Origin of the sequence: Burkholderia lata (genome assembly GCF_902499025.1) — a bacterium.
Taxonomy (GTDB): domain Bacteria; phylum Pseudomonadota; class Gammaproteobacteria; order Burkholderiales; family Burkholderiaceae; genus Burkholderia; species Burkholderia lata_C.
In genome coordinates this window covers 45,828-62,150 of record NZ_CABVPW010000022.1, presented here as the reverse complement: position 1 = coordinate 62,150, position 16,323 = coordinate 45,828, and the positions used below count along the sequence as shown (strand labels likewise).

18 protein-coding genes are annotated in these 16,323 nt (G+C 66.9%); 4 read left to right on the top strand and 14 right to left on the bottom strand.

Annotated features, from left to right (window positions below; genetic code table 11):
* Nucleotides 1-6: 6 nt before the first annotated feature.
* Nucleotides 7-1,419, bottom strand: a complete 1,413-nt coding sequence (locus BDI24065_RS22140) for an 8-oxoguanine deaminase (RefSeq protein ID WP_175033080.1) — start codon at nt 1,417-1,419, stop codon at nt 7-9.
* 512 nt (nt 1,420-1,931) lie between these two features.
* Here BDI24065_RS22140 and uraH point away from each other — a divergent pair.
* Nucleotides 1,932-2,285 carry a hydroxyisourate hydrolase gene (gene uraH, locus BDI24065_RS22135; protein ID WP_011352401.1) on the top strand — a complete coding sequence of 118 codons (354 nt, stop codon included), beginning with the start codon at nt 1,932-1,934 and terminating at the stop codon, nt 2,283-2,285.
* Nucleotides 2,286-2,336: 51 nt separating this feature from the next.
* A complete protein-coding gene (locus BDI24065_RS22130; RefSeq protein ID WP_175033079.1) occupies nt 2,337-3,530 on the top strand; it encodes a urate hydroxylase PuuD in 1,194 nt (397 codons plus the stop codon).
* Nucleotides 3,531-3,623: 93 nt separating this feature from the next.
* Here the strand turns inward: BDI24065_RS22130 and BDI24065_RS22125 are convergent, their stop codons facing one another.
* Nucleotides 3,624-4,040, bottom strand: a complete 417-nt coding sequence (locus BDI24065_RS22125; RefSeq protein WP_175033078.1) for an ACT domain-containing protein — start codon at nt 4,038-4,040, stop codon at nt 3,624-3,626.
* Nucleotides 4,041-4,111: 71 nt separating this feature from the next.
* Nucleotides 4,112-5,032, bottom strand: coding sequence for a LysR substrate-binding domain-containing protein (locus BDI24065_RS22120; RefSeq protein WP_175033077.1), 921 nt, complete (start codon nt 5,030-5,032; stop codon nt 4,112-4,114).
* A 134-nt stretch (nt 5,033-5,166) separates the two neighbouring features.
* Here BDI24065_RS22120 and BDI24065_RS22115 point away from each other — a divergent pair, with 134 nt between their 5' ends.
* Complete coding sequence (locus BDI24065_RS22115) at nt 5,167-5,982, top strand: aminotransferase class IV family protein (RefSeq protein ID WP_175033076.1); 816 nt, start codon at nt 5,167-5,169, stop codon at nt 5,980-5,982.
* Nucleotides 5,983-6,008: 26 nt separating this feature from the next.
* On the opposite strand, the gene BDI24065_RS22110 is transcribed toward BDI24065_RS22115, so the two are convergent.
* The gene (locus BDI24065_RS22110; RefSeq protein ID WP_175033075.1) at nt 6,009-6,413 is read right to left on the bottom strand and encodes a RidA family protein; all 405 of its coding nucleotides are present in this window, start codon (nt 6,411-6,413) and stop codon (nt 6,009-6,011) included.
* Nucleotides 6,414-6,565: 152 nt separating this feature from the next.
* Here BDI24065_RS22110 and BDI24065_RS22105 point away from each other — a divergent pair, with 152 nt between their 5' ends.
* On the top strand, nt 6,566-7,531 hold the full coding sequence (locus tag BDI24065_RS22105; RefSeq protein WP_175033074.1) for a LysR family transcriptional regulator: 966 nt from the start codon (nt 6,566-6,568) through the stop codon (nt 7,529-7,531).
* Nucleotides 7,532-7,617: 86 nt separating this feature from the next.
* Here the strand turns inward: BDI24065_RS22105 and BDI24065_RS22100 are convergent, their stop codons facing one another.
* From BDI24065_RS22100 to BDI24065_RS22055, 10 genes are all read right to left on the bottom strand, one after another.
* On the bottom strand, nt 7,618-8,130 hold the full coding sequence (locus BDI24065_RS22100; RefSeq protein ID WP_175033073.1) for an ureidoglycolate lyase: 513 nt from the start codon (nt 8,128-8,130) through the stop codon (nt 7,618-7,620).
* On the bottom strand, nt 8,127-9,140 hold the full coding sequence (gene alc, locus BDI24065_RS22095) for an allantoicase (RefSeq protein ID WP_174979693.1): 1,014 nt from the start codon (nt 9,138-9,140) through the stop codon (nt 8,127-8,129). The genes BDI24065_RS22100 and alc overlap by 4 nt, the downstream gene beginning before the upstream one ends.
* Before the next feature lie 62 nt (nt 9,141-9,202).
* Complete coding sequence (gene uraD, locus BDI24065_RS22090) at nt 9,203-9,724, bottom strand: 2-oxo-4-hydroxy-4-carboxy-5-ureidoimidazoline decarboxylase (RefSeq protein ID WP_011352410.1); 522 nt, start codon at nt 9,722-9,724, stop codon at nt 9,203-9,205.
* On the bottom strand, nt 9,721-10,674 hold the full coding sequence (gene puuE / locus BDI24065_RS22085; RefSeq protein ID WP_043187981.1) for an allantoinase PuuE: 954 nt from the start codon (nt 10,672-10,674) through the stop codon (nt 9,721-9,723). Before puuE ends, uraD begins: the two co-directional genes overlap by 4 nt.
* A 148-nt stretch (nt 10,675-10,822) precedes the next feature.
* A complete protein-coding gene (locus tag BDI24065_RS22080; protein WP_175033072.1) occupies nt 10,823-11,614 on the bottom strand; it encodes an aspartate/glutamate racemase family protein in 792 nt (263 codons plus the stop codon).
* Between the two features lie 10 nt (nt 11,615-11,624).
* Nucleotides 11,625-13,109 carry an NCS1 family nucleobase:cation symporter-1 gene (locus tag BDI24065_RS22075; protein WP_175033071.1) on the bottom strand — a complete coding sequence of 495 codons (1,485 nt, stop codon included), beginning with the start codon at nt 13,107-13,109 and terminating at the stop codon, nt 11,625-11,627.
* Nucleotides 13,110-13,259: 150 nt separating this feature from the next.
* Nucleotides 13,260-13,964, bottom strand: coding sequence for a GntR family transcriptional regulator (locus BDI24065_RS22070; RefSeq protein ID WP_175033070.1), 705 nt, complete (start codon nt 13,962-13,964; stop codon nt 13,260-13,262).
* A 307-nt stretch (nt 13,965-14,271) separates the two neighbouring features.
* On the bottom strand, nt 14,272-15,210 hold the full coding sequence (gene ldcA / locus BDI24065_RS22065) for a muramoyltetrapeptide carboxypeptidase (protein ID WP_175033069.1): 939 nt from the start codon (nt 15,208-15,210) through the stop codon (nt 14,272-14,274).
* A gap of 110 nt (nt 15,211-15,320) precedes the next feature.
* Complete coding sequence (gene tadA / locus BDI24065_RS22060; protein WP_175033068.1) at nt 15,321-15,905, bottom strand: tRNA adenosine(34) deaminase TadA; 585 nt, start codon at nt 15,903-15,905, stop codon at nt 15,321-15,323.
* Complete coding sequence (locus tag BDI24065_RS22055) at nt 15,902-16,303, bottom strand: DnaJ family domain-containing protein (protein ID WP_175033067.1); 402 nt, start codon at nt 16,301-16,303, stop codon at nt 15,902-15,904. The genes tadA and BDI24065_RS22055 overlap by 4 nt, the downstream gene beginning before the upstream one ends.
* Nucleotides 16,304-16,323 lie beyond the last annotated feature (20 nt).

Genomic DNA, 16,323 nt, shown 5'->3' with positions numbered 1-16,323 from the left:
CTTCGTTCAGCGCGACGCCTCGACCAGTGCCTGCGCGAGCGCGTTGTGACGCGCGATGACGGGCGGCAGGTCGAGCGTCGCCAGACGCCCTTCCCGCACCACCACCTTCCCGTTCACCACCGTGTACGCCGTCTGCGACGGTGCGCAGAACACGAGCGCCGCGACCGGGTCGTGCAGTGCGCCCGCGAACAGCGGCTGGCGCAGGTCGAACGCGGCGAAGTCGGCGGCCATGCCGGGCTTCAGCGCGCCGATATCGTCGCGGTTCAGCACCTTCGCGCCGCCGAGCGTCGCGATCTCGAGCGCTTCACGCGCGGTCATCGCATCGGGCCCGAAACCGACCCGCTGCAGCAGCAGCGCCTGCCGCACTTCCGCGACCATCTGCGCGCCGTCGTTCGATGCGGAGCCGTCGACGCCGAGGCCGACCGGCACGCCCGCGAGACGCATCTTCTTCACCGGCGCGATACCCGACGCGAGCCGCATGTTCGAGCACGGACAGTGCGCGACGCCCGTGCCGGTGCGCGCGAACAGGCCGATGCCCGCATCGTCGAGCTGCACGCAGTGCGCATGCCACACGTCGTGGCCGACCCAACCCAGATCTTCCGCATATTCGGCTGGCGTCATCCCGAACTTCTCGCGGCTGTACGCGATGTCGTTGACGTTCTCCGCAAGGTGCGTGTGCAGCGACACGCCGTATTCGCGCGCAAGCACGGCCGCGTCGCGCATCAGGTCGCGGCTCACCGAGAACGGCGAGCATGGCGCGACCACCACGCGCAGCATCGCGTAACGGCCTTCGTCGTGATAGGTCTCGATCAGGCGCTGCGTGTCGCGCAGGATGTCGGGTTCGCGCTCGACAACGGAATCGGGCGGCAGCCCGCCGTCGCGCTGGCCGACGCTCATCGCGCCGCGGCTCGCGTGAAAGCGCATGCCGATCCGCTGCGCGGCGCCGATGCTGTCGTCGAGGCGGCTGCCGTTCGGATAGATGTACAGATGATCGCTCGACGTCGTGCAGCCCGACTGCAGCAGCTCGGCCATTGCGGTCAGCGTCGACACCTCGATCATCTCGGGCGTCAGGTGCGCCCAGATCTTGTACAGGTTCGTGAGCCAGCCGAACAGCTCGGCGTTCTGCGCCGCAGGCACCGCGCGCGTCAGGCTCTGGTACATGTGGTGATGCGTGTTCACGAGCCCCGGGATCACGAGGTGGCCGCGCAGGTCGAGCACTTCGTCGGCCGTGTCGGGCAGCTCGGCGGTCGGGCCGACCGCGACGATCCGGTTGTCTTCGATGTAGAGCCCCGCGTCGCGCAGCTCGCGGCGCGTGTCGTCCATGGTCACGAGCACGTCGGCGTGCTTGACCAGCAGGGTTTTCGGGCGGGATGAGGAGGTGTTCGGCGCGCGTGCGCCAGCGTGCTGCTCGAGGTTCATGCGTTCTCCGCGTCGGTCTGCCCCCAGGGGCGGATCCTGGGGACGGTCACACAGCCGTTCGAACGCTGAGTCGCGGCACGCTCCGGTGCCTGCGTCCGTTCGAACGCCCTGGCCCGGTTACCCGGCGTGCTCGCCGTCTTCGGGGTACGCGCAGGCCATCAGGCCAACGCGCACGGCGGGAGGATCGCCCAAGCACGCGCCGCACACAATGCGCGATCCGGAATACCGCGTTTCACGGTTTCGATATGGTACGCCGCGCAACGCCCCGCCGGAGGCCCGAAACGCCCACCCGAAGCCGTATCCGGCGGGCCGTCGACAGCCGCTCATGCGCGGCGCATTATCTTTGATATCGCGCCCGTATTTGCGCGGGGAACCTTTTTACAATGCCTGCACGGCGCTCGCTTCAATCTCGCCGACGGGTATGTAGCCACGTGACGTGGAGCCTCGATCCGCCGCACAGTCAATGGATCGAGTCGCCGCCGAACCTCGCATTCACACAAGGACAATTGCGAATGGGAAAGCTCACTACCCACGTACTCGATACGGCGCACGGCCGTCCCGGCGCTGCAATCAAGGTGGACCTCTACGCGCTGGACGGCGAATCGCGCCGCGCGATCAAGACCGTGCTGACCAATAGCGACGGCCGCTGCGACGAACCCCTGCTCGAAGGCGCCGCGCTCGCCGCCGGCGAATACGAACTCGTGTTCCATGCCGGCGACTACTTCGCGTCGCTCGGCGTGAAGGTGCCCGAACCCCGTTTCGTCGATCGCGTCGTGCTCCGCTTCGGCATCGCCGACACCGGCTCGCACTACCACGTGCCGCTGCTCGTGTCGCCGTGGTCGTACAGCACCTATCGCGGCAGCTGACATTCGAATCAGCGCCCACATCAAGACAAAATCTGAGTCTGGAGGAGTTTCATGGAAGGCCTCATCACCGACTGGCTGAACCTCGCGCTGCGATGGCTGCACGTCATCGTCGCCATTGCGTGGATCGGCGAGTCGTTCTATTTCGTCGCGCTCGACAACAGCCTGAAACCGCCAACCGACCCGAACCAGCGCAAGCGCGGTGTGTTCGGCGAGCTGTGGCACGTCCACGGTGGCGGCTTCTACAACATGCAGAAGTACACGGTCGCCCCGCCGGAAATGCCGGATGACCTGCACTGGTCGAAGTGGCCGTCGTACACGACCTGGCTGTCGGGCTTCTCGCTGTTCTTCGTGCTGTACCTGCTCGCACCGAACACGTACCTGATCGACAAGAGCGTGCTCGACATGGGCCCGGTGGTTGCCGTCGCATCCGCACTCGGCTTCCTCGCAGCCGGCTGGATCGTCTACGACTCGCTGTGCCGCGTCCTCGGCACCAACGATCGCGTGCTCGGCATCTGCGTCGGCATCTACGTGGTCGCTGCCGCGTACCTCGCATGCCACATCTTCGCGGGTCGTGCCGCGTACCTGATCGTCGGCGCGATGCTCGCAACGATCATGTCGGCGAACGTGTTCTTCGTGATCATCCCCGGCCAGCGCAAGATGGTCGACAAGATGCTCAAGGGCGAAGAGCCGAATCCGATCTACGGCAAGCGCGGCAAGCAGCGCTCGGTGCACAACACGTATTTCACGCTGCCGGTCGTGTTCGCGATGCTGTCGAACCACTATGCAATGACCTACACGAACAAGTTCAACTGGGTCGTGCTCGTGATGATCATGCTGGCCGGTGCACTGATCCGCCAGTTCTTCGTGATGCGTCACCGCGGCAAGCAGCTGTGGTACCTGCCGATCGGCGGCGTCGCCCTGCTGTCGGGTGCGCTGGTGTGGACGATGCCGAAGCCGGTCGCACCGGAAGCACAAGCCGCAAACGCGCCGAAGGTCGTGATCGCCGACATCATGCCGGTCCTGCAGCAACGCTGCGTCGAGTGCCACTCGGCGAAGCCGACGCTGATGGGCAGCGCGCCCGCCGGCGTGATGTTCGACACGCCGGACGAAGTGTCGAAGAACGCGCAGCGTATCTACGAACAGGCCGTGCGCCTGAAGGCGATGCCGATCGGCAACGTCACGCACATGACCGACGACGAGCGGACGAAGCTCGCCGCCTGGTTCGAGGGTGGCGCGAACAAGTAAGCCGCCGTGCGCCGGGGTCGTTTTCCGGCGCAATCCTCTCCGTTCTCGGGCCCGATAATGGGCCCGTTTTTTTTGCGCGTTGAAAATGCGTTGCTAGCGCTCGCCGCGCATCGCGTCGCGCTGGAGCGCGACAAGTGCATCGAGCGCGCGCGGGCCGTCGTCGAACGGCACGAAGATGTGATCGTGGCAGGCGGCCGCCATCACGTTGCAGCTGATGCCGGCCGCGCCGAGTGCCCGTGCAAAGGCCGCCGTAAGGCCCACGGCCGCAAGGTCGGAATGCACGGTCAGCGTGATCCAGGCGGCGCGGAACAGCACGGGCCAGCCGCGACGCGCGGCCGTCTCCTCGCCGACGACGACCGTCAGCCCTTCCGCTTCGCGGAATGTCGCGATCGCGTCGGATAACGACACGTCTGCGTCGGTCGGCAGCGATACGAATGCGAACGCGCCCGGATGCAGTTCGGGCTGCATCGTGCTCAGCAGGATCGCGAGGTTGCTTTCAGGTTGGCTCATCGGAGGAACACACCCGGAAAGGGTGTCGTGCAGTGGCGATGCGGGCACGATAGCACGCGCCGCTACCACCGCTACGCGCGCATCGTGGCGACTTCGTCCGCGAGCCAGTCGCGCAAGGCGACGATGCGCGGATCGTCCTGCGTGCGCTCCGGATACACGACGTGATACGCAAGGCCGGGCGCCACCTCGACATTCACGTCGAACAACTGCACGATGCACCCTTCCGCAAGATCGCGTGCAATCATGCGCGGCTCTGCCAGACCGACCGCGGTGCCGTCCGTCACGGCCTGCACGACGTGGCTCGAATCCGGAAACGACACGCACCGGCTGTCGTCGAACCCGTCGACGCCCGCCGCGGCCATCCACGCCGACCAGCGCGGCCAGGTCACGCCGTCGACTTCGCAGTCGACGTGGCACAGCGTATGGCGCAACAGGTCGCGCGGCTTGCGCAACGGCGGCCCGGCCGACAGCAGCGCCGGGCTGCAGACCGCGACGACCGACGTGTCGAACAGGCGCTGTGCGCACGCATCGCGATAGCGCCCGGTGCCGAAGCGGATCGCGACATCGACGTCGTCGTCATCGAAATCGCGCAACCGGTCGGTGATGTCGAACGTCAGATCGAACGCAGGATGCGCGGCCCGGAAACGCGGCAGGCGCGGCAACAGCCAGTGCGTCGCGAAGCGCGCGCCGACCGACACGCGCAGCTCCGTCTGCTCTCGCGCGATACGCCGTGCCCGAGCCGTCGCGCGCTGCAGGCCCGCCAGCGCATCGGCGGCCGCAGCCGCCAGCACGACACCGGCCGGCGTCAGCCGGATGCTGCGGCTCGTGCGGACGAACAGCGCCATGTCGAGCTGCGCCTCGATTTCCTTGACCTGGTGACTGACGGCCGCCGGCGTCAGCCCGACTTCGTCGGCCGCCCGCGAGAAATTCAGGTGCCGCGCCGCCGCATCGAACGTCCTCAGCGCGCGCGTACCGGGCCACATGCGTTCCATCGATCTTCAAACCGGATTTGATGACCGTTCCAAAACTACTCGTTTTTCAAGACGCTATCAATCGGCAAACAATAGGTCTTCTTGAAGATACCGCAAGCCGCCCCGCGCTCGCGACCGAACCCGGAGATCCGCCGATGACCGTTGCCCCGTTCCCGTCCGTCGTCCAGCTCAATGGCGTCGCCGCCCCCACGGACGCGCTCGCCGCGCTCGCGTTCGCGGGCCATGCGCATTTCACCGCGATGCAGGTGCGCGACGGCCACGTGCGCGGCCTCGACCTGCATCTCGCGCGGCTGCGCGATGCGTCGAACGCGCTGTTCGGCCAGGCACTGCCCGACGACCGGATTCGCGCGCTCCTGCGCGTCGCGCTCGATCGCGCGCCGCCGGCGCTGTCGCTGACGGCGACCGTGCATGCGACGACGGGTGAATTCGTCGCGCCGCGCAACGATGAAACGCTCGACGTGCTGGTCCGCACGGCCGCGCCGTCGTCGGGGCCGGCGGGCCCGCTCGATCTCGCACTGTTCGAACACGAGCGCATGCTGCCGGAAATCAAGCACGTCGGCGAAGTCGCAAAGACACACTTCCTGCGCCGCGCGATCGCGCAGGGTTTCGACGATGCGGCCTTCGTCGATCGCCACGGGCGCATCAGCGAGGGCTCGATCTGGAATCTGGCATTCTGGACCGGCGATGCGGTCGTGTGGCCCGTGGCCGGCATGCTCGGCGGCGTCACGATGCGCATCGTGCGCCGGCAACTGTCGCGCCTGGGCATCGCGCAGCACGATCGCGAACTGACGCCGGCCGACCTGCCGTCGATGGCCGGCGCCGTCGTGATGAATTCGTGGACGCCCGGGATCGCCGTGCGCCGGTTCGGCACGGCGACGTTGCCCGATTCGTCATCGTTCGTCGCGCTGCTGCATCGCGCGTATGAACAGGAGACGCCCGTCGCACCCTGACGCACGGGCCCCGTGTCGGGCACGGCTCACCCGTCGACCGTCTCCGGCAGCCGAGCGATCACCTTGATCTCGAACTGGAAGCCATACAGCCAGGTCACGCCGACGGCGGTCAGCGTCGGATGCGGCGCATCACCCCAGTATTCGGGGACGATCTCCCAGATCCGCTCGAACGTCGCTTCGGGATCGACGAGGAACACCGTCACGTCGACGACGTCGTCGAACGTGCAGCCAGCCGCGCGCAGCACCGCGTTCAGGTTGTCGAACGCGCGGCGGACCTGCGCGCCAAGTTCCGGCTCGGGTGAGCCGTCCTCGCGGCTGCCGACCTGCCCGGACACGAACAGGAAGCCGTTCGCGCGCACGGCCGGCGAATAGCGGTTGCGGTCGTACAGCGCCTGGCGACCGGGCGGAAAAACCACGCTACGCTTTACCATCCCATACCTCCTTCGGTTTGTGGGGCGAAGCCGCCCCTGCATCAACGATGAAGGCACTTTAAGGACCGTTGCGCGGCGGATAAACCGGCAACCTTGTCCAACACTGTTTGCACGCACCAAACAATTTCCGACCGACGCGGAGCCCTGACCCGATGGATCGATTCGACGCAATGCAGGCGTTCGCCCGCGTGGTGGAAGCCGGCAGTTTCACGAAGGCGGCCGAGACGCTGCACATGAGCCGCACCACCGTCACGCAACTCGTGCAGCAGCTCGAAGCACGGCTGCGCGTGAAGCTGTTCAACCGCACGACGCGCAAGGTCGTCGTGACCGCCGACGGCGCCGCGTACTACGATCGCGTCGTGCGGCTGCTGGCCGACATGGACGATGCCGAAACGAGCCTGTCCGCGGCGTCCGCGTCACCCCGGGGGCGGCTGCGCGTGGACGTGCCGAGCCCGTTCGCGCGCCTGATCCTGATCCCCGCGCTGCCCGCGTTCCATGCGCGCTATCCGGACATCCAGCTCGACATGGGCGTGAGCGACCGCGTGGTGGATGTGATCGGCGAAAACGTCGACTGCGTCGTGCGCGGTGGCGAGCCGACCGACCGTGCGCTGGTCGCGCGGCGCGTCGGCGACCTGCGGCTCGGCGTGTACGCGTCACCGGCCTATCTCGCCCGCGCCGGCACGCCGACGCATCCGGACGAGCTGGAGGATACCCATCACCGGATCGTCGGTTTTCTGTGGGCGCGCACCGGCAAGGCGTTGCCGTTTGCGATGGCATGCGACGGCGAGCAGGTCACCGTGCGCGGACGCTACGTGCTCGCGGTCGACGACGGCAATGCGTACCTCGAGGCCGGCCTCGCCGGGCTGGGCATTCTGTGGCTGCCCGACTACATGGCCGGCGCGCATCGCGCCCGCGGCGAACTGGTGCCGCTGTTCGAGCAATGGCAGCTCGAACCGATGCCGATGTACGTCGCGTTTCCGCCGAACCGGCACGTCAGTGCGAAGCTGCGCGTGTTCGTCGACTGGGTCGCCGAGCTGATGGCACAGCATGCGCCGGTCGCGAACCGGCGTCGCGGCGGCGGTGGTTCACGCGACACGCGCAAAGCCGTAGCGACCTGAGTCGCGAGAGCGCGACCGTCCATAAAAAAAACCCGCGCACATTGCGCGGGTTTCGACAGGCAGTCGATCGCGAATACGCTGGCGACTCAGGCCGTCAGCGCGTGCAGCGCTTCGTCAGTGAGCCACAGCGATTCCTGCAGGTCCTGTTCGTTCAGGTTCAGGCCCTCGCCACCGCGATCGACGACGATGAAGTCGCTGACGCCGCCGAGCGCGATCAGCGGGTGATGCCACACGCCCTTCGCATAGTTGACGCCCTGCCACCCGCTCGTCACGAATGCGCGGATCTTCGCCGGATCGAGATCGCCCGCGGGCGCCACGACGACGAGATACGGCTGGTCGTTCAGCGGCACGAAGGCCTGGCTGCCGAGCGGGTGCCGCTCGAGCATCTTCACTTCGAACGGCAGCGTGCGCGGCTGGCCGCGGAACAAGTTGACGAGCGTGCGACCGTCTTCATCGGTCACGTCGACTTTCGCGAGATCGTGAAAGCGGATCGTCGTGCCGAGGTTGATCGGGATCTGCTTCGCGCCTTCCGTTTCGATCACGTCGCCGAACGGCGCGAATGCTTCCTTGGTCAGCGGTTCGATGGCAAGCGTCTTCATTTGTCGAGCGTCCCCCACAGACGCAGGCGCGACACGCCGCCGTCCGGAATGATGTTCAGTCGCACGTGCGTGACGGGGCCGAGCGACGCGATGTCCTTTTCGAAGTAGTGCTGCTTGTCCATCTGCAGCTTCTGTTCGCCGAGCAGCACCGGCCAGAACATCGACTGCGTGATCAGCGAGCTGTCGGTGCCGCCCGACACGTATGCGGCCTGGATCGAGCAGCGGTCCGGGAAGTTGCCCTTGAAGAACGCGGTATCGACTTCGATCTTGCGGATCACGCCCGGCTGCGCGAGCGCGATGATCGCCCAGTCGTTGCCCGGTTCGCGGCGGCGGCGGGTTTCCCAGCCGTCACCCATGTTCACGCCGCGGCCCGGCAGCAGCAGGTTCGACGCGACGCCGAAGTGCTGGTTGTTCGCGGCCACCACGTAACCGCCGTTTTCCATCGCGGCGAGATCGAACTGCTCGGTCGCGCTCGCGCCGGCCCAGTCGAGTTGCGGCTGGCCGTACACGCGCAGGCGCGCAATGCCGCCATCCGGGTAGATGTTCACGCGCAGGTGCGTGAAGGCGCGCGCATCGCTCGCTTCGACGTAGTGATGGCTGTTGCCCTGCAGCGTCGTCGACGGCACGATCTCGACCCACTCGGTCGCATGCGTCGGCGCGCCTTCGGCCACGAACGCAGCCTCGATCGACGCGGCCGGCGGGAAGTTGCCGGTGAAGTGGCTCGTGTCGATGTCGAAGCCCTTGATCACGCCCGGGCGCGCGAGCTTGACGATGCACCAGTCGTAGCCCGTCGTACGCTTGCGGCGCGTTTCCCAGCCGTCCATCCACTTGCCGTGGTCATCGTACTTGCCGGGGATGAAGACGGCCGGCTCGGGGTTCAGCATCCGGTCCTTCGGCGCGAAGAAATCGTCGCTGGCTTCGAGCGCCTGCGCACCGAGACGCGGGTCGGCCAGGTTCACGTAGCGCCGCGTGAAGTCGGGTGCGTTGGGATCGAGAAGCGGAACAGCCATGATGTTTCCTTGTTTCAGTGATGCGATCAGGCCGCTGCGACGCAGCAGGCCGTATTGCGGTGTCAGGCGTCGATCAGGTCGTCGAGGCGGAAGCGCGCGATCCGGTAGATCTGGTCGAGGCTCGCGCGCAGTTCCTCGGTGCGCGAGTGATTCACGCGCGACTCGAAGTTCGCGATGATGCCGTGGCGGTCATAGCCGCGCACCGCGAGGATGAACGGGAAGCCGAACTTCTCGCGATACGTGCGGTTCAGCGTCAGCAGCTTGTCGAACTCTTCCTGCGTGCACTGGTCGAGGCCCGCGCCGCTCTGCTCGCGCGTCGACTCGGCGGTCAGCTCGCCGCGCACGGCGGCCTTGCCGGCCAGCTCCGGGTGAGCGTTGATCAGCGCGAGCTGGCGCACTTCGCCGCCGGTTTCCACCGCGCCCGACATCGTCTTGTGCAGCGCGTCGATGCTCGCGAACGGCCGCTCGCCCGCGGCGACTTCGGCCACCCACGGCGAATGTTCGAAAATCCCCGACAATGCCGCGACAAATGCGCTCGGCGCCATCGTGTTCAGTTGTTCCAACGTGTAGCGCATCGCCTTCATGCTTTCCCTTCGTTTCGATGATTGGGCTGATACGGATGATGTTCACGCCAGTGACGCGCGATATCGACACGGCGCGTCACCCATACGCGATCGTGCTTCTCGATGTGGTCGAGGAAACGCTGCAGCCCGCGGAACCGGCCCGGCCGGCCGAGCAACCGGCAGTGCATGCCGATCGACAGCATCTTCGGCGCTTCGTCGCCCTCCGCGTACAGCACGTCGAATGCGTCACGCAGGTAGTCGAAGAAGTGATCGCCGGTGTTGAAGCCCTGCGGCGTCGCGAAGCGCATGTCGTTCGTGTCGAGCGTGTACGGCACGATCAGCTGCGGCGACTTCTTGCCGCCCGACACGTCGACGTCCATCCAGAACGGCAGGTCGTCGCCGTAGTTGTCGGAGTCGTACAGGAAGCCGCCGTACTCCGCGACCAGGCGGTGCGTATTGGGGCTGTCGCGGCCGGTGTACCAGCCGAGCGGACGCTCGCCCGTCACGCGCTCGATCGCTTCCATCCCGAGGCGCATGTGCTCCGCTTCGAGTTCCGGCGTCATGCTCTGGTAGTGGATCCAGCGCCAGCCGTGGCACGCGATTTCATGGCCCAGCTCGACGAATGCACGCGCGAGCTCCGGGTGGCGTTCGATCGCCATGCCGACGCCGAATACCGTCAGCGGCATCCCGCGCTTCTCGAATTCGCGCAGGATGCGCCACACGCCGGCCCGCGAACCGTACTCGTAGATCGACTCCATGCTCATGTGGCGGTCGGGATACGCGGCAGCGCCGACGATTTCCGACAGGAACTGCTCGGAGCCCGGATCGCCGTGCAGCACGCAGTTCTCGCCGCCCTCCTCGTAGTTCAGCACGAATTGCACGGCGACGCGGGCGCGCCCCGGCCAGTTCGCCTGAACGGGATGGCGGCCGTAGCCGATCAGGTCGCGAGGATAGTTGGGATCGAGTGACATGGTTCGAAGTGCGGCGAAAGCTCGCTGAAATAATGGGTTCGCATCGACTGCGCGGGTGCCGGAGGCCGGCTGCGCAAGCCGATGCGATGACGGCCCAGTGTAGCGAAAACGCCCATACGCGCCCATACAGCGGCGCAGATAGTGCGTGTCAGACGGTGTGTATGTGCGGTTGCGGCAAATTCGGGACCGGTCCCGCGTCATCCCCGTCCGGCGGGCTGAAGCGGGCGAACGCGCCGTCGTAGCGCTTCGGCAGCGGCCGCGCGTAGTCGCCGCGCTTCGCGGTCGCGAGGCGCAGCGCGACGAGCGCCTCGGCCCACTTGACGGCCGCCGTGACGCCCTCGACCACCGGTGCGCCGATCTGCTGCTCGATCTCGTGCGCAAACTCGGCCATCCCCGCGCAACCGAGCACGATCGCGTCGGCACCGTCCTCGTCGAGCGCGCGCCGGCATTCGTCGACGATGATCCGGCGCGCGGCCGAGCCCGGCCGGTCAAGCTCGAGCACCGCGACGTCGGTTGCGCGCACATTGCGGCAGAACCGCTTCATCCCGTAGCGCTCCGCGAGATGCCACGCCATCCCGCAGGTGCGCGCGAGCGTCGTCACGACCGAGAAGCCCGGCGCGAGCACGCTCGCCGCATGCATCGCGGCCTCGGCGATGCCGATCACCGGCCCGCGCGCGAGCTCGCGTGCCGCATAGAGGCCCGGATCGCCGAAGCATGCGATCACGTACGCGTCGCAGCCGTCGCGCTCGCCCTGCGCGATCTCGGCGAGCAGCCCCGGCGTCGCCAGCGCCTCGTCGTAATACCCTTCGATCGACGGCGGCCCCATCGGCGGGCTCACCGCCACGATCTCCGTGCCGGCGGCCGCGACCTCGCGCGCGCAGCGGCCCATCGCATCGGTCATCCGCTGGGTCGTATTCGGATTGATCAGTCGGATCTTCATCGCACGCTCCTCAGGCCTTCGCGCTCACGAGCAGCCGGTAGAACACGAAGCCGAGCCCCGCGCCGATGAACCACGAGAAGTTCGCGACGCCCTGCCAGCCCGGCACCATCACGCAGACGATCGCGATCACCGCGGCCGGCAGGAGCGCTGCGAGCGCGCGGCGGTTCACGCCGCCCGTGTACCAGTACGTGCCGCTTTCCGACATCGTGTACAGGTCGTCGCGCACGAGCCGGCCGCGCTTGACGAGGTAGAAGTCGGCGATCAGCACGCCGTACAGCGGGCCGATGAACGCGCCGAGCACGTCGAGCGTGTAGTGGATCACGGCCGGGTTGTTGAACAGGTTCCACGGCGTGATGAAGATCGACGCGACGGCCGCGAGCATCCCGCCCGCGCGCCAGCTGATCAGGCGCGGCGCGACGTTCGAGAAGTCGAACGCGGGCGACACGAAGTTCGCGACGATGTTGATGCCGATCGTCGCGATCGTGAACGTCAGCGCGCCGAGGATCACCGCGGTCGGATGGTCGATGCGGCCGACCGTCTCGACGGGATCGGTGATGAGTTCGCCGAACACCGGCAGCGTCGCGGCCGTCGTGATCACCGTGACGAGCGAGAACGCGAGGAAGTTGACCGGCAGCCCCCAGAAATTGCCGCGCTTCACTTCACCGAACGAGCGGCAATAGCGCGAGAAATCGCCGAAATTCAGCATCGGCCCGGAGAAGTACGACACGACGAGCGACACGGCCGTGATCATCACCGGAATCACTTCCGCACCGTGGTACTTCACACCACCGAGGTTGATGCCGATGTTGCGCCAGCCCGCACGCCACACCATGTAGCCGGCGAGGATGAACATCACGACGTAGACGGCCGGGCCCGCGAAGTCGATGAACTTCTTGATCGTCTCCATTCCGTTCCAGAACACCAATGCCTGGAGCACCCACAGCAGCATGAAGCCGGCCCAGCCGACCGCCGACAGCCCGAGGAAGCCGTAGCGATGCACGTCCGCGTAAGGCAGCCATTGCGGGAAGAATTTCAGCACGACGATCACGAGCGCGCTCGATGCGAGATAGGTCTGGATGCCGTACCACGCGATCGCGATCAGCCCGCGAATCACGGCCGGCACGTTCGCGCCGAGCACGCCGAACGTCGCGCGGCACGCGACCGGATACGGCACGCCGACCTGCTGGCTCGGGCGCGCGATCAGGTTGCACAGCAGGTTCACGAAGCCGATCCCGACGATCAGCGCGATCAGCACCTGCCAGCTCGTCAGCCCGAGCGCGAACAGGCTGCCGGCGAACACGTAGCCGCCGACGCTGTGCACGTCCGACATCCAGAATGCGAAGATATTGTATGAACCCCATGTCTGATTCTTCAGGGGTGCCAAATCTTCGTTGTACAGACGTTCGCTGTAACCATTCGGCAGTGGCGGGTCGCCGCCCTCGCCGCCTTCTTCCGCCGGATAGGCGCTGTCGTGCGCCACACTGAACTGAGCCATGACTTCTCCTTGACGCGGCCGTTTGGCCGCTCCACCGTCATCGATATCGCTCCGGATCGTCGCCCGGAGTCGGACCAGCAGCCCGCGGCAAACACCGCGGGCCTGCATTTCGCTCGTTCTTGTGGCGCGTGGCCGGGTTCGCGTCGCCGCTCAGGCGCCGCCGAACACTTCGCGCAAATCGACCTGCCCTTGTGCGGGCCGGTCCAGCATCTTCAGTTCGACATGCTGCAGGTGGTGCGCCATCAGCGTCACCGCCCGCTTCGGATCGCCCGCCTCCAGCGCTCCGAGGATCTCGTCGTGGTCGTCGCACGAGCACGGGCTGCGGCCGTGCGATTCGTACAGCGCCGACATCAGCGTCGAGCGTGCGACCAGCCCTTCGAGGCACGCGCTGAGCGTCGCATTGCCCATCAGCGTGGCAAGCGTCGTATGGAATTCGCCCGACAGGCGGATCCAGGCGGCGAAGTCGTGCCGCTCGAACGCCTTGCGCTCCTTTTCGATCAGCGCGGCGACTCCCTTCAGCCGCTTCGCGCCCGGCCCGGTCGCCAGCCGCTCGACCACGGCGAGCTCGATGATCCGGCGCATCTCGAACACCTCGTGCACGTCCTGCAGCGTCGGGCTCGCGACGAACGCGCCGCGGTTCGGCTCGAGGTCCACCAGCTTGTCGGTCGCGAGCTGCGCGAGCGCCTGGCGGATCGCCCCGCGCTTCACGCCGAACACGTCGCAAAGCTGCGCCTCCGTCAGCTTCGCACCGGGCGCGAGCCGATGCTCGAGGATTGCCGTGCGGATCCGCTCGGCGATCGCTTCGGGACTGGCTGCACCGGACGGGTGGGATTCGGGCTCGTTCATGATCGGCATCGTGTGATGATCCTCATCCTAGGGCGGACATAAAGATTGTCAACAATTCTTTTCCGGCATTGCGCACAATCGGCGTGCATCGATGCGACCTCGCTCGGTGCACGATGCACGGAATCCATGCGCGACAAGGCCTTGACGTACGACAGAGGCGCTTCTCGTCGTATACCCTTCCGGCCATTTTGTTGACAAAACTGGTGCAAGAGCCGGCACGGACCTGGCTGATGTCGACGAAAATTCTTGACCGTTAGTTGCACACTTACATAAAGAAAAAGGCGGGAAACCCGCCTTTCGATCGACTGCGCGCCCCTCAACCGAGGTGCGGATAGTCCGACAGCGTGAGCCGGAAACCGTGCGCATTCGCGACCAGTTGCGCCTGCGCGCCGAACGGCAGCGTCAGCAGGTCGGGCACGTGGCCGAACTGGAGCCCCGTGACGACCGGGATCCCGACCACCTCACGCACCTGGTCGATCATCGCCTGCATGTCGTAGCCGTTGTCGTACTCGAACGGCCGCGCGCCGGTGAACTGGCCGAGCACGAGCGCCTGCTGACGTGCGAGCAGCCCCGACAGGTGCAGTTGATAGATCATCCGTTCGATCCGGAACGGCTGCTCGTTGACGTCCTCGATGAACAGGATGCCGCCTTCGATGTCGGGCATGTACGGCGTGCCGACGAGCGACGTGAGGATCGCGAGGTTGCCGCCCCACAGCGTGCCCGTCACGTTCACGGTCTGCACCTGCGGCGCTTCCGCGATGATCGTCGTGCTCGGCTGCGTCAGCGTCTGCCAGAAGTGCTGCATCGTGAAGTCGCTCGGCGTTTCCGCGCCGAAATCGGCGGACAGCATCGGGCCGCCGAACGTCTTGATGCGCGCCTTCGCGTACAGCGCGAGCTGGAGCGCCGTGAAATCGCTGTGGCCGACGAGCGCGACCGGCTGGTCGCGCAGCCTGCGCTCGAGCCCGCGATAGTCGAGCCCGTGCAGGATGCGTGCGGCGCCGTAGCCGCCGCGTACCGCGAGCGCGATGTCCGGCAGCGGCCGCTCGGGATCGGCAAGACGGTTCAGGTCGCCTGCCCGCTCGCCGTCGGTGCCGCCGAACCGCTGGAAGCGCCGTTGCGTCGCTTCGATGTTCTCGATGCGGTGCTGCGCGGTGCTGAGGCGTTCGAGCGCGCGATTGATCGCGTCCGGGTCGTGCGGATAGCCGGACGGCGCAAGCAGGCGGATGGTGTAGGACGCGGCGGGCTGGAAGGACATGGCGAAGAAAGGTGTCGGGTCGTCAAACCTGCTTAGAGGGTCCGAACCGTCTCCGGTTCTCGGAACCGTGTGCGCCCCGCTCGCGCCGGGCGGCGGGTGCGGCGGCGCGCCTATGACGCGCCGGATTCGGCGTCACGGGCGAGCCGTGCTTCGCGCAGCGCGCGACGGCGCTCGGCGAAGAACGACTTCAGCGCGGCACCGCACTCGTCGGCGAGCACGCCGCCGGTCACTTCGGTATGGTGGTTCAACTGCGGATTCGCGAACGCGTCGATCACGCTGCCGCACGCGCCCGTCTTCGGATCGGCGGCGCCGTAGACGACCCGCGCGATGCGCGCATGCATGATCGCGCCCGCGCACATCAGGCACGGCTCGAGCGTCACGTACAGTTCGCAGCCGGGCATCCGGTAGTTCTGCAGATGCTGCGCGGCCATGCGCAGCGCGGCCATTTCCGCATGGGCCGACGGGTCGTGCCCGCCGATCGGATGGTTGAAGCCGCGTGCGATCACTTCGTCGCCGCGCACGAGCACCGCGCCGACCGGCACTTCGCCGGCCGCGCGCGCCTCTTCGGCGGCAGCCTGTGCGAGACGCATGAAATGCAGGTCGCGCGCCGATACGGGCGCGGCTTCGGGAACGGGAGATTCGGCAGCAGGTTCGGCCGCCGACCGGGCTGCGTCGTGCAGCGCGTCGGACGTCACATCGGCCCCGCTTCGACGGCCGCTTCGTCGAGCCCGCGCTCGCACAGGCGCTCCGCGATGCGCCGGCAGTAGTCGCGCGGCATCACCATCGGGCCGCCGCGCAGCGATTCGAGCGCCATGTCGAGTGCGAGGATCTTCGCCTGCAGCCGGCACCGTGCGGCACGGTCGCTGACCGCCTGCACTTCGTCATGCAGATTGCGCAGCGCGCGCAATTGCTCGACGGCCGGCGGCACGAAGCCCGCATTCTTCAGGATACGGTTGGCCACCCGCACCTCCTCGGGTACGAGCAGGTCGTCATCCAGCGCCTGCGGCGCGCCGGTACCCGGCAATTCGTCGAACTCGCCCCGCGCGGCGGCGGCGGCGATACGTTGTTCGACCAGGGCGTCAAGCAATCTCATCAGTCAATCGGAACAATGCG

Bases quoted from the DNA above. Each gene is read 5' to 3' on its own strand.
- uraH (WP_011352401.1), top strand. From the start codon at position 1,932: ATGGGAAAGCTCACTACCCACGTACTCGATACGGCGCACGGCCGTCCC.
- BDI24065_RS22100 (WP_175033073.1), bottom strand. From the start codon at position 8,130: ATGAAGACGCTTGCCATCGAACCGCTGACCAAGGAAGCATTCGCGCCG.
- BDI24065_RS22055 (WP_175033067.1), bottom strand. From the start codon at position 16,303: ATGAGATTGCTTGACGCCCTGGTCGAACAACGTATCGCCGCCGCCGCC.
- BDI24065_RS22070 (WP_175033070.1), bottom strand. From the start codon at position 13,964: ATGCCGATCATGAACGAGCCCGAATCCCACCCGTCCGGTGCAGCCAGT.
- ldcA (WP_175033069.1), bottom strand. From the start codon at position 15,210: ATGTCCTTCCAGCCCGCCGCGTCCTACACCATCCGCCTGCTTGCGCCG.
- BDI24065_RS22125 (WP_175033078.1), bottom strand. From the start codon at position 4,040: ATGAGCCAACCTGAAAGCAACCTCGCGATCCTGCTGAGCACGATGCAG.
- puuE (WP_043187981.1), bottom strand. From the start codon at position 10,674: ATGTCACTCGATCCCAACTATCCTCGCGACCTGATCGGCTACGGCCGC.
- BDI24065_RS22120 (WP_175033077.1), bottom strand. From the start codon at position 5,032: ATGGAACGCATGTGGCCCGGTACGCGCGCGCTGAGGACGTTCGATGCG.
- BDI24065_RS22115 (WP_175033076.1), top strand. From the start codon at position 5,167: ATGACCGTTGCCCCGTTCCCGTCCGTCGTCCAGCTCAATGGCGTCGCC.
- BDI24065_RS22110 (WP_175033075.1), bottom strand. From the start codon at position 6,413: ATGGTAAAGCGTAGCGTGGTTTTTCCGCCCGGTCGCCAGGCGCTGTAC.
- BDI24065_RS22080 (WP_175033072.1), bottom strand. From the start codon at position 11,614: ATGAAGATCCGACTGATCAATCCGAATACGACCCAGCGGATGACCGAT.
- BDI24065_RS22140 (WP_175033080.1), bottom strand. From the start codon at position 1,419: ATGAACCTCGAGCAGCACGCTGGCGCACGCGCGCCGAACACCTCCTCA.
- BDI24065_RS22105 (WP_175033074.1), top strand. From the start codon at position 6,566: ATGGATCGATTCGACGCAATGCAGGCGTTCGCCCGCGTGGTGGAAGCC.
- BDI24065_RS22130 (WP_175033079.1), top strand. From the start codon at position 2,337: ATGGAAGGCCTCATCACCGACTGGCTGAACCTCGCGCTGCGATGGCTG.
- uraD (WP_011352410.1), bottom strand. From the start codon at position 9,724: ATGAAGGCGATGCGCTACACGTTGGAACAACTGAACACGATGGCGCCG.
- BDI24065_RS22075 (WP_175033071.1), bottom strand. From the start codon at position 13,109: ATGGCTCAGTTCAGTGTGGCGCACGACAGCGCCTATCCGGCGGAAGAA.
- alc (WP_174979693.1), bottom strand. From the start codon at position 9,140: ATGGCTGTTCCGCTTCTCGATCCCAACGCACCCGACTTCACGCGGCGC.